Consider the following 11,177-nt stretch of genomic DNA (forward strand, 5'->3'; position numbering starts at 1 on the left):
CGCGCAGCCCGACCGCCGCCGGCACCCCGCCGACCAGCGTCACCCGCTGCAACTCCTCGTACTCCGGACCACCCGGCAGCACCGTGCGCCGCCACGACCGGCCGTCCGGCGACGACCACACCGCCGGATCCCGGTCGATCCGACCGGCCGGCAACAGGCCACCCACCGCCACCCAGCCCGCCGGCACCGCCACCGCGTCGAACGCCCAGGTCACCCCGGCCCCGTCGCTGGCCAGCTCCGGGGCGCCCTCCACCAGCGCGAACTCCGCCGCCTCCGGTGACGACACCCAGGAGGCCGCGCCCGCCGAGCGGTTGCCCACGATCAGCCAGCCCGGCGCGCCGGCCGCCAACCGGGACACGTTCACCGCCTTCGGCCCGCCGAACGTCTCGAACGAAGCCTGCACCTCCAACAGCGTGCCGTCGGCCCGCTGCCGCCAGGTGCTCACCCGCGGATAGCCGTGCGCCCCGCCGACCTTCGCGCCGATGACCGCCGCCCTGCCGTCGCGGCAGGCCACCGACAGCAGCACGTTCTGCCTACCGTAGAAGGAATCCGCGCGGATCGGCACCACCGCCCATGTCGTACCGTCCAGGCTGGTCCACGCTGCGGGACGAGTGCCACCGGCGGTGTCGGCGACGCCGCCGACCAGGAACCAGCGACCCGCGCAGGCGGCGGCGTCGCGCAGCAGCAGACGGCCCGCGCCGCCGGGCGGCGCGGGCAACGTCAACGGCTGCCACCCCGGCCGGAGCGCCGGCGTGGCGGTCGACGGCCGGGCGCCGGCCGACGTGTCGCCGGCCGACGTGTCGCCGGCCGGCTCGGCGGACGAGTCGCAGCCGGCGAGCAGCAGCGCGACGAGGCCGAACACCGCGATCACCCGTCGGACGGACACGGGTCGATGCTATTCCTCGAAGGCGCGGCGCGGCGGCCGCGATAAGGCGGCGCAACCGAACCGATGCCTCCGGCCGACGGTCAGACCGTCGGCTGCGCCACCTCGCCGCCGGCGGTCTCGGCGAGGATCCGCTCGGCGACCTCCTTCATGGTCATCCGGTGGTCCATCGCCGTGCGCTGGATCCACTTGAACGCCTGCGGCTCGGTCATCCCGTACGTCGTCATCAGCGCACCCTTGGCGCGCTCCACCGTCTTGCGGATCTCCAGGCGGTCGGTCAGGCCGGCGACCTCCGCCTCCAGCGCGGCGACCTCCGAGTAGCGCGACAGCGCGATCTCCACGGCCGGCACCAGGTCGCTCTTCTGGAAGGGCTTCACCAGGTACGCCATCGCGCCCGCCGCCCGCGCCCGCTCCACCAGGTCCCGCTGGCTGAACGCGGTCAGGATGATCACCGGGGCGATCCGGGCGCCGGCGATCCGCTCGGCGGCGGCCAGCCCATCCATGATCGGCATCTTGATGTCGAGGATGACCAGATCGGGCTTCAACTCCTCGGCGAGGCGGACGGCGGTCTCGCCGTCGCCGGCCTCCCCCACCACCTCGTAGCCCTCTTCGACCAGCATCTCGGCGAGGTCCAGCCGGATCAGCGCCTCGTCCTCGGCGATCAGCACGCGCCTGCGCTCGGCATCCGTCGGCGTCTCGGCCACCAGCACTACCCCCACCAGTCAGAACCCGACACCCGCCCAGCCGGGTGTCACCGCCCTCAGCGTAGTGGGTAACCTATCCAGGCCGGGAAACCGAAGGCCCCTGTAGTCCAATGGCAGAGACAGTGCACTCAAACTGCATACAGTGTGGGTTCGAATCCCACCGGGGGCACCAGTACTGTCGTACGTACGTTCGATGATGACGTCATGCATCCCCCGCATATCCGCGCTCGCGCTCGGCGACTTCACCTGTCGGGAGCCAGCGTCGCCGATGTCGCCCGCAGTGTCGGGCTTTCATACCGCACCGTCTGGCACTGGTGCCGAGACCGTCCCGAACCCCTCGTCCCCGGCACCGCGTCGCGCTGTTTCCGCTGCCAGGACGGCGTCGACAATCCGACAGATCAACCGGCCTACGCCTACCTGCTCGGTCTCTACCTGGGCGACGGGCACCTGGTCACCTCGGCGCGGGTGCCGGTCCTCCGCATCACCTGCGGCAACGCCTGGCCCGGGTTGATCGAGGCGTGCGACACCGCCATGCGGTCCGTGCTCGCCAACAAGGTGCAACGCGTTCCCAAGGATGGCTGTGTCTCGGTGGAGAGCAGCGGCAAGCACTGGCCGTGCCTGCTCCCCCAGCACGGCCCCGGAAAGAAGCACGAGCGGCCGATCGTCCTCGCCGACTGGCAACGGCCGATCATCGAACGCCACCCCGGCGACTTCCTGCGCGGCCTGTTTCACTCCGACGGATGCCGGTTCGCCAACCGGGTGAGCGTGCGGGGCAAGGACTACGTCTACCCGCGGTACATGTTCAGCAACGAGTCGGCCGACATCATCGGGCTCTGTCAGTGGGCGCTCGACCTGCTCGGCATCGCCTGGCGGATGAACCGGCCCAACTCGCTGTCGGTGGCGCGCCGGGCAGCGGTCGCGGCGCTGGACCAGCACGTCGGCCCGAAGTCCTGACCACCGCTACGACTCGGGGGTGCGGGTCCCGGCGGGGAAGACAGCCGGAAAAACCGGCCGTGATCGACTCGGTTTCCCTGATGTCGCGGCGTCCCGGCGTCGGTGCTGGCCTGATGTCAGCGGTGACGAGTCGATCAACAGACGCCGGTGCGTTCTGGGACGCTTGTTCAGCCCGGGACGCCCCGGATGACGAGACCGACGACAGGAGTGGGATCTGATGCGCGTGGTGATCTTCGGCGCGACCGGCATGGTCGGTCAGGGCGTGCTGCGGGAGTGCCTGCTCGCCGAGGACGTACGGGAGGTGCTGACGATCGGCCGGAGGCCGACCGGGCAGCGGCATCCGAAGCTGCGCGAGCTCACCGTCGACGACGTCGGCGAGCTGGACGCGGTACGCGCCGACCTGACCGGCGTCGACGCCTGCTTCTACTGCCTGGGCGTGTCGTCACTGGGCCTCGACGAGGCCGCGTACACGCGGATCAGCTACGACTACCCGCTGGCCGCCGCGCGGCTGCTGGCCGAGGTGAGCCCGAGTGTCACCTTCGTCTACGTCTCCGGTGTCGGCACCGACTCCACGGGCCGGGGCCGGGTGATGTGGGCGCGGGTCAAGGGTCGTACCGAGAACGCGGTCCTCGACCTGCTCCCGAACGGCTACGCGGCGCGGCCCGGTTTCATTCAGCCGACCCACGGCGCGGTGTCGAGGACCCGCTGGTACCGGATCGGGTACGCGGTCACCCGTCCGCTCTTCCCGGTGGTGCGCCGGCTGCTGCCCAACCAGGTCACCACCACCGACGGGATCGGCCGGGCGATGCTGCGGGTGGCCCGGGAGGGCTCGCCCCGCCGGGTGCTGGGAAACCGCGACCTGCGCTGAGCCGGGCAGGCGGGCGGCCGGTCAGGCGAGGGCGGCGAGTGCCTGGGCGAGATCGGCGCGGAGGTCCTCGGGGTCCTCCAGCCCGACCGAGACGCGCAGCAACGCGGCGGCGGGCTTCGCGTCGCCCTCGACCGGCCGGTGCGTGAGCGAGGCGGGGTGCTGGATCAGGGTGTCCACGCCGCCGAGGGACACCGCGTGGGTGACCAGCCGGCAGGCGCCGGCGACGGCGGCCGCGGCGGGCGCGCCGCCGCGTACCTCGAAGGCCAGCAGGCTGCCGGGGCCGGACATCTGCCGGCCGACGAGCGCCGCCGGGTCGTGGACCGACGGGTGGTGCACCCGGTGTACGGCCGGGTGGTCGGCGAGCCAGCCGGCGAGCTTCTCCGCGGTGGCCTGCTGGGCGCGGACCCGCAGCGGCAGGGTTTGCAGGCCGCGGTGCAGCAGGTAGCCGCCGAGCGGGTGCAGGATCGCGCCGGTGACCGCGCGGACCTGGCGCAGGCGGACGGCCCAGTCGGCGTCGCAGGCGACGACGCCGGCGAGGACGTCGCCGTGCCCGCCGATGCTCTTGGTGGCGCTGTGCAGCACGAGTGCGGCGCCGTGCCGGGCGGGTTGTTGCAGTACGGGGGTGGCGACGGTGTTGTCGACCAGCAGCGGGACGTCGCCGGCGGCCACGGCCAGGGCGGCGATGTCGACGAGGTCGAGGGTGGGGTTGGCCGGCGTCTCCACGATGACCAGCGCGGTGTCGGGGCGGATGGCGGCGGCGACCTCGTCGGGGCGGGCCCAGCTGACGGTGGTCCCGAGCAGCCCGGTGGCGAGCACGTGGTCGGTGCCGCCGTACAGGGGTCGGACGGCGACGACGTGCCGGCGGCCGTCCCGGGCGGCGGCGAGGAGGACGGCGGTGAGGGCGGCCATGCCGCTGGCGAAGGCGACGGCCTGGGCGGTGCCCTCCAGTTCGGCGAGGGCGGTCTCGAAGCGGGCCACCGTCGGGTTCCACAGCCGTTGGTAGACGGCGCTGCCCTCGGCGGGGAGGACGCCGCCGGTGGCGAGCTGTTCGTAGGCGTCGCCTCCGTCGTCGACCGACGGCAGCGGGTTGGTGGTGGACAGGTCGATCGGCGGCACGTGTACGCCGAGCGCTCGCAGGTCGTCGCGGCCGGCGTGCACGGCCCGGGTGTCCACCATCGTCATGCCGGTAGCGTCGAACATCCGCCGCGAGAAGAGCAATGCTCGGGAAGATAATTCTGTTCACGTCTCTGGTCTCGTCGGCCGATTCGGAGCAGGATGGCGGTATGCCCCCTGCGCCGAACGATGTGCGGCCCCACCCGGCCCTCGACGAGGTGGACCGCGCGATCCTGACCGAACTGGCCGCGGACGGCCGCCTACCGAACAACGCCCTCGCCGAGCGGGTCGGGGTGGCGCCGTCGACCTGCCTGACCCGTACGCGGGCGCTGCGCGAGCGCGGCGCCATCCGCGGTTTCCACGCCGAGGTGGACCCGGCCGCGCTCGGCCTGCCGTTGCAGGCGCTGGTGTCGGTGCGGCTGACCGCGCACGAGCGGGCGGCGGTGGACGCGTTCCGGGCCCGGTCGGTGCGGCTGCCCGGGGTGGTGTCGGTGTTCCACGTCGCCGGCGCGGAGGACTACGTGCTGCACGTGCGGGCCGCGTCCGGGGACGCGCTGCGCGACTTCGTGCTGGACCACCTCGCCGTCGACCCGGTGGTGCAGCACACGCAGACCAGCCTGATCTTCGAGCAGGCCCGCGGACTGGGCTGAGCAGCGGCGGGACGGGGCGAGCCGTTCGATCGAATCCCGGCCAAGCGGAACAAAAGCGTCCGGTGCGGGGTTGGCCAACCGTGTGATCACCGTACCGTTGTCTGTTCTTGATCTTGCTCCGGTCGCCAAGGGCACCACCGCCGGCGCGGCGCTGCAGGCCACCACCGAGCTGGCCCGGCGCACCGAGGAGCTGGGCTATCACCGGTTCTGGGTGGCCGAGCACCACAACATGCCGGCCATCGCCAGCTCCGCCCCCGCGGTGCTGCTCGCCCACCTGGCCGCCAACACCTCGACGATCCGGCTCGGGTCGGGCGGGGTCATGCTGCCCAACCACGCGCCGCTGGTGGTGGCCGAGCAGTTCGGCACCCTCGAGGCGTTGCACCCCGGCCGGATCGACCTGGGCATCGGCCGGGCGCCGGGCACCGACCAGATCACCGCGCTTGCGCTGCGCCGCACGATGGAGGGGCTCTCGGCCGAGGGCTTCCCGCGCGAGCTGGACGACCTGATGAACTACTTCAGCGGGGAGCGGCCCGGGCAGATCATCGCCACCCCGGGGCGGGGTGAGCAGCCGGCGGTCTGGCTCCTCGGCTCCAGCGGCTTCAGCGCCCAGCTGGCCGGGCTGCTCGGCCTGCCGTTCTCCTTCGCGCACCACTTCAGCTCGGCGAACACCCTGCCGGCGCTGGCCCTGTACCGGCAGAACTTCCGGCCGTCGCAGTGGCTCGACAAGCCGTACGCGATGGTGGCGGTCAACGCCGTCTGCGCGGAGACCGACGAGCGGGCCGAGTGGCTGGCCGGACCGAGCGCGCTGTCGTTCCTGAAGCTGCGCTCCGGCCGGCCCGAGCCCCTGTCCACGCCCGAGGAGGCGGCGGCGTACCCGTACACGGAGATCGAGCGGGAGTTCGTGGAGCAGCGCCGCGACGGTCAGGCGATGGGCTCGCCGGAGACGGTGCGCCGGCAGCTGACCGAGCTGGTGGAGCGCACCGCCGCGGACGAGCTGATGCTGACCACGCTGGTCTACGACGTGCGGGACCGGGTGCGCTCGTACGAGCTGATCGCCGAGCAGGTGGCGGGCGGCCTGCGCCGGACGGCCTGAAACACGATCTTCACGTCGGCGTCACCCCCGCGACCCGGACGGTGCCTAACGTTGGTGCCGGTGGTGGTACGGCATTCCCGGTCGGGACGGGTTGGGAATGCCGCGGTGTGGCGCACCGGGCCGGAGCTGAGTGGATTCCCCAGCTGCGGCCCGGTGCCTGCCACCCGGGCGCTTCACCCGGGGACGGTCCGGGGTGGATCAGCGTAGGTAGATGTTCGGGGTGGGCGGGTTCGCCATCCCGTCGCCGATGAAGAACCCCGGGTGCGGTGGCTGGTTGTAGGCGGTGTTCTGCCAGGCGATCGCCACCCGGTACTGCGGATCGTGCATCAGGGTGTGGATCCGGGTGCTGGTCGGGATGGGCGTGCTGTGGATGCGCAGCGCCCGGCTGTCGGTGGTCCGCCAGATCACCTCCTCGCGCCAGTCGCCCAGGATGTCGCCGGAGAGCGCCGGCGTGGACTTGGTGCCGTTGTTGGCCGCGACCCCGCTGCCGGTGAGCAGGCGGGTGTCACCGCCGGTGCCGTACTTGTCGATCCTCGTGGCGTCCAGCAGCTCGCGCAGCGGGTCGCCGTCCCACCAGGCGAGGAAGTTGGCCGACGACGGCTTGCGGCCCACGTTCTGCCCCCTGGTGTTGGCCAGCCCCGCGACCGCCGACGACCACGACTCCGCGCCGGGGCTGCCCGCCCAGATGTCCGCCGAGACACCCCGGCCGTTGTCACCCGAGGCCGGCGTGGACCAGAGGATCTGACCGGTACGGGCGTCGGCGAACCAGGAGCTGGGTTTGCTGGCGTCCTCGTCGACCTTGAACACCTCCAGGCCGGAGCGGCTCGGGTCGAGGTCGCCGACGTGCAGGGCATCGCCGTGCCCGTTGCCGGTGGAGTAGAGCAGCCGACCGTTGTCGTCGATCGTGGCGGCGCCGTAGACGATCTCCTGGCGGCCGTCGCCGTCGACGTCGGCTACGGAGAGCTGGTGGTTGCCCTGACCGGCGGCGGCGCCGTTGCCGGAGGCGTTCGAGTCGAACGTCCAGCGCCTGCGTAGCGTGCCGTCGCGGAAGTCCCAGGCCGCGACGACCGCGCGGGTGTAGTAACCCCGGGCCATGATCAGCGAGGGTCGCTGCCCGTCGAGGTACGCGGTGCCCGCGAGGAACCGGTCCACCCGGTTGCCGTACGAGTCGCCCCAGGACGACACCGTGCCGCGCGGCGGGTCGTAGTCGACGGTGGAGAGGATCGCGCCGGTGCGCCCGTCGAACATGGTCAGGTACTCCGGGCCGGCGAGCACGTAGCCGCTGGAGTTGCGGTGGTCCGCCGACGCGGAGCCGATCACCTGGCCGGTGCCGGAGCGGGTGCCGTCGGCGGTCTTCATGGCCACCTCGGCGCGCCCGTCGCCGTCGTAGTCGTACACCTGGAACTGGGTGTAGTGGGCCCCGGCGCGGATGTTGCGGCCGAGGTCGACCCGCCACAACCGGGTGCCGGTGAGGGTGTACGCGTCGACGTGGACGGGGCCGGTGTAGCCGGACTGGGAGTTGTCCTTGGCGTTCGACGGCTCCCATTTGAGCACGATCTCGTACCTGCCGTCACCGTCGAGGTCGCCGACGGAGGCGTCGCTGGCGCTGTAGGTGTAGCTCTCCCCGGTGGGGGTGCTGCCGCCGGCCGGCACCTGCAACGGCACGTCCAGGTACCCGTCGCCGAACTGGAGTGCCGGGGCCGACGCGGCCTGCTCGACGCCGCCGACCACCGCGCGCACGGTGTACGCCGAGCCCGCCGCCGCTCCGCTGTCGAGGTAGGTGGTGGCGCCGGTGACCGGGGTGGTGGTGACCCTGGTGGCGCCCCGGTAGAGGTGGAACGCTACGCCGGCGGTCTCGGTGCCGAGCAACCGCCAGGAGACCAGGTTGCCGCCGCCGGAGCGGACGCTCACCAGCCCCCGGTCCAGGTCCTCCATCTGCACGGCCCCGGCCGAGGGCGGCGGCGCGGTGGTGGGCGGCGAGGTGCTCGGCGGAGGTGTGGTGGTCGGCGGAGGCGTGGTGGTCGGGCCGCTGGTGGGTACGGCGCCGGTGCAGGTGACGCCGTTGAGCGCGAAGCTGGACGGCGCCGGGTTGCTGCCGGTCCACGAGCCGTTGAAGCCGAACTCGGCGGTGCCGTTGGTGGCGATGGCGGCGTTGTGGTCGACGTTGCGGGCGGTGACCCCGGCGCCGGACTGGGTGACGGCGGCGTTCCACGCCTGCGTCACCTGCTGCCCGGCGGCGTACGGCCAGGTGAGGGTCCACCCGGTGACGGGGTCGCCGAGGTTCGTGACGGTGACGGTGGCGCCGAAGCCACCCGGCCACTGGTTGGTGACCTGGTAGTCGATCCGGCAGCCGGCGGCGGCGGCCGAGGCGACGACCGTGCCGAAAGCGCCGGCCGCGACGGCGGCGGCGGTCGTACCGGCGAGCAGGATCAGCCGATGTCTGGACGGGTGCATGAACTGCCTCCGGGATCCGGTGGTGACAGCCGACGGCCCACCGTCCCCTGCCCGGGAGGCACTGTGGACGCTCGCCGCGACGGCGGCGGACGGCGGTCTGATCGGGGGTGAACGCCCTGGAACTCACGGATCCGGCTCACCGCGCATCGTAAGGCAAGCGCTTTCCGCGACGCAACATCGACACTCGTCGCTGACTCCGCCGCCGGTGCACCCCGCCCGAGTCTTGCCCCGGCGGACGATGCCTGATCAACTCGTCGGGGTGAGCGCCCCACACATGGACCCCGACGAGTTCCGCCGCGCCGGTCACGCCGTCATCGACTGGATCGCCGACTACTGGGCCACGCTGGAGCAACGTCCGGTCACCCGGGCCGACCCGCCGGGCACGGTGGCCGCCGCCCTGCCGGCCGCCCCGCCCGGCCACGGCGAGCCGGTCGACGCCGTCCTCGCCGACCTCGACAGGATCGTCGTGCCGGGGCTGACGCACTGGCAGCACCCCGGCTTCTTCGGGTACTTCCCGGCCAACACGTCCGGCCCGAGCCTGCTCGGCGACCTAATTAGCTCAGGGCTCGGCGTGCAGGGCATGCTCTGGGCCACCAGCCCGGCCTGCACCGAGCTGGAGACCGTGATGATGGACTGGCTGGCCCAACTGACGGACCTGCCGGGGAAGTTCCGCTCATCCGGCAGCGGCGGCGGGGTGATCCAGGACTCGGCCTCCTCGGCGACACTGGTGGCCACCCTGGCCGCGCTGCACCGGGCCAGCGGAGGCCGCTGGCGAGACGCCGGCATCGACCGGCGCTACCGCGCGTACACCTCCGTCCACGGGCACTCCTCCATCGAGAAGGCCGTACGGATCGCCGGGCTCGGCAGCGACGGGGTACGTCCGGTCGAGGCGGACCGGGAGACCCACGCGCTCCGGCAGGCCGCGCTGCGCGCCGCGATCGAGGCCGACCTGGCCGCCGGCGACGTCCCCGCCATCGTGGTCGCCACCATCGGCACCACCTCCACCACTGCCATCGACCCGCTACCCGAGATCGGGGCGATCTGCGCGGAGTACGGGATCTGGCTGCACGTGGACGCCGCGTACGCGGGCGCCGCCGCCGTCTGCCCCGAGCTGCGCTGGGCGCAGGCCGGCCTGGAGTACGCCGATTCGTACTGCTTCGACCCGCACAAGTGGCTGCTCACCGGCTTCGACTGCGACGCGTTCTGGGTCGCCGACCGGGCGGAGCTGGTCGAGGCGCTGACCGTGCTGCCGGAGTTCCTGCGCAACGCGGCCAGCGAGTCCGGCGCGGTGATCGACTACCGGGACTGGCAGGTGCCGCTCGGGCGCCGGTTCCGGGCCCTGAAGCTGTGGTTCGTGCTGCGCTGGTACGGCGCCGAGGGGCTGCGGGCGCACATCCGCTCCGGAGTGGCGCTGGCCGCCCGGTTCGCCGACCAGGTCCGCGCCGACGAGCGGTTCGAACTGGCCGCGGCGCACCCGTTCTCGCTGGTCTGCTTCCGGCTGCGCGCCGACGACGACACCAACGCCGAGTTGCTGGCCCGGGTGAACCGCACCGGGCGGGTGCACCTGACGCACACCCGGGTGGGCGACCGGTACACGCTGCGGCTGGCGATCGGCTCACCCCAGACCGCCGAACGGCACGTCGACGAGGCGTGGACGCTGCTGACCGCCGCCGCCGACGACCTGCTGGCCCGCTGACCCGCTTGCCCGCTGACCGCCGGCGACCCGCTCGCCCACTGACCCCCGCCGACGACCGCCCGCCCGACTGCTGACCGCCGCCGACGACCACCCGCTCGACTGCCGACCGCCGCCGACGATCGCCCCCTCGACTGCTGACCGCCGACGACGACGGCCCGCTCCGCCGCTGACTACGCCACCGACGAGCCTGCTCGCCCGCTGACTGCCGCGGCACGACGGGCGCCGCCGGTCGATCGAGGTCCCTGGGGCACGCCGGGTTGGCTCTGCCCAGTCGTCGGCCTAACGGCCGGGGTCACCCCAACCCCCTGATCCCGGCCGACCGGCCACGGCCGTCACCGCCGGTCCCGCCCGGCACACTCCGTCGAGCGCGATACCTGTGAGTCATCAATATGACCCACAGGTATCGCACCCGAAAGCACAAGCGGCCCCCGGCGCTGCCAGCCCGCGGCCGGTTTCCTCGACGGCCGACGGCCGGGATCAGCGGGCGGCCGGGATCAGCGGACGGCGCACGCGGCAGCCAGGGTCAGCGCACGACCGGGATCAGCGGACGACGCACCCGGCAGCCGGGATCAGCGCACGACCGGGATCAGCGGACGACGCACCCGGCAGCCGGGATCAGCGCACGACCGGGATCAGCGGACGGCGCACGCGGCGGCCGGGGTCAGCGGGCGGCCGGGGTCAGCGGGCGCCGGGATCAGCGGACGGCGCACGCGGCAGCCAGGGTCAGCACGGCCGGGATCGGCGGACGACGCACGCGGCGGC

9 protein-coding genes and 1 tRNA gene are annotated in these 11,177 nt (G+C 73.0%); 6 read left to right on the plus strand and 4 right to left on the minus strand.

Going from position 1 to position 11,177, the window contains the following annotated elements:
* Both DKT68_RS27990 and DKT68_RS27995 read right to left on the minus strand, forming a co-directional pair.
* Positions 1 to 886: hypothetical protein (locus DKT68_RS27990; protein ID WP_109820381.1), on the minus strand; the 886-nt coding region annotated here is incomplete at its 3' end.
* Between the two features lie 80 nt (positions 887 to 966).
* The gene (locus DKT68_RS27995) at positions 967 to 1,587 is read right to left on the minus strand and encodes an ANTAR domain-containing response regulator (RefSeq protein ID WP_089019813.1); all 621 of its coding nucleotides are present in this window, start codon (positions 1,585 to 1,587) and stop codon (positions 967 to 969) included.
* A gap of 96 nt (positions 1,588 to 1,683) precedes the next feature.
* On the opposite strand from DKT68_RS27995, the gene DKT68_RS28000 reads away from it, so the two are divergent.
* From DKT68_RS28000 to DKT68_RS28010, 3 genes are all read left to right on the plus strand, one after another.
* Positions 1,684 to 1,759, plus strand: a tRNA-Leu gene (locus DKT68_RS28000).
* A gap of 32 nt (positions 1,760 to 1,791) precedes the next feature.
* Entirely contained in the window at positions 1,792 to 2,541 is a 750-nt protein-coding gene (locus DKT68_RS28005) for a helix-turn-helix domain-containing protein (RefSeq protein ID WP_109820382.1), read from the plus strand.
* Between the two features lie 217 nt (positions 2,542 to 2,758).
* Positions 2,759 to 3,409, plus strand: coding sequence for an NAD-dependent epimerase/dehydratase family protein (locus DKT68_RS28010; RefSeq protein WP_109820383.1), 651 nt, complete (start codon positions 2,759 to 2,761; stop codon positions 3,407 to 3,409).
* A gap of 21 nt (positions 3,410 to 3,430) precedes the next feature.
* Here the strand turns inward: DKT68_RS28010 and DKT68_RS28015 are convergent, their stop codons facing one another.
* Positions 3,431 to 4,609 carry a trans-sulfuration enzyme family protein gene (locus DKT68_RS28015; RefSeq protein WP_109820388.1) on the minus strand — a complete coding sequence of 393 codons (1,179 nt, stop codon included), beginning with the start codon at positions 4,607 to 4,609 and terminating at the stop codon, positions 3,431 to 3,433.
* 83 nt (positions 4,610 to 4,692) lie between these two features.
* Between DKT68_RS28015 and DKT68_RS28020 the strand changes: the two genes are divergently transcribed.
* Both DKT68_RS28020 and DKT68_RS28025 read left to right on the plus strand, forming a co-directional pair.
* Positions 4,693 to 5,172 (plus strand): Lrp/AsnC family transcriptional regulator, encoded by a 480-nt coding sequence (locus DKT68_RS28020; RefSeq protein ID WP_109820384.1) that lies wholly within the window; start codon positions 4,693 to 4,695, stop codon positions 5,170 to 5,172.
* 82 nt (positions 5,173 to 5,254) lie between these two features.
* The gene (locus DKT68_RS28025) at positions 5,255 to 6,265 is read left to right on the plus strand and encodes an LLM class flavin-dependent oxidoreductase (RefSeq protein WP_407940803.1); all 1,011 of its coding nucleotides are present in this window, start codon (positions 5,255 to 5,257) and stop codon (positions 6,263 to 6,265) included.
* Between the two features lie 198 nt (positions 6,266 to 6,463).
* Here the strand turns inward: DKT68_RS28025 and DKT68_RS28030 are convergent, their stop codons facing one another.
* Positions 6,464 to 8,719: a rhamnogalacturonan lyase family protein gene (locus tag DKT68_RS28030; protein WP_109820386.1), complete on the minus strand. Its 2,256-nt coding sequence runs from the start codon at positions 8,717 to 8,719 to the stop codon at positions 6,464 to 6,466.
* A 259-nt stretch (positions 8,720 to 8,978) separates the two neighbouring features.
* On the opposite strand from DKT68_RS28030, the gene DKT68_RS28035 reads away from it, so the two are divergent.
* Positions 8,979 to 10,415 carry a pyridoxal-dependent decarboxylase gene (locus tag DKT68_RS28035; RefSeq protein WP_236647099.1) on the plus strand — a complete coding sequence of 479 codons (1,437 nt, stop codon included), beginning with the start codon at positions 8,979 to 8,981 and terminating at the stop codon, positions 10,413 to 10,415.
* Positions 10,416 to 11,177: the final 762 nt, after the last annotated feature.

The organism is Micromonospora acroterricola, from assembly GCF_003172955.1.
Taxonomy (GTDB): domain Bacteria; phylum Actinomycetota; class Actinomycetes; order Mycobacteriales; family Micromonosporaceae; genus Micromonospora; species Micromonospora acroterricola.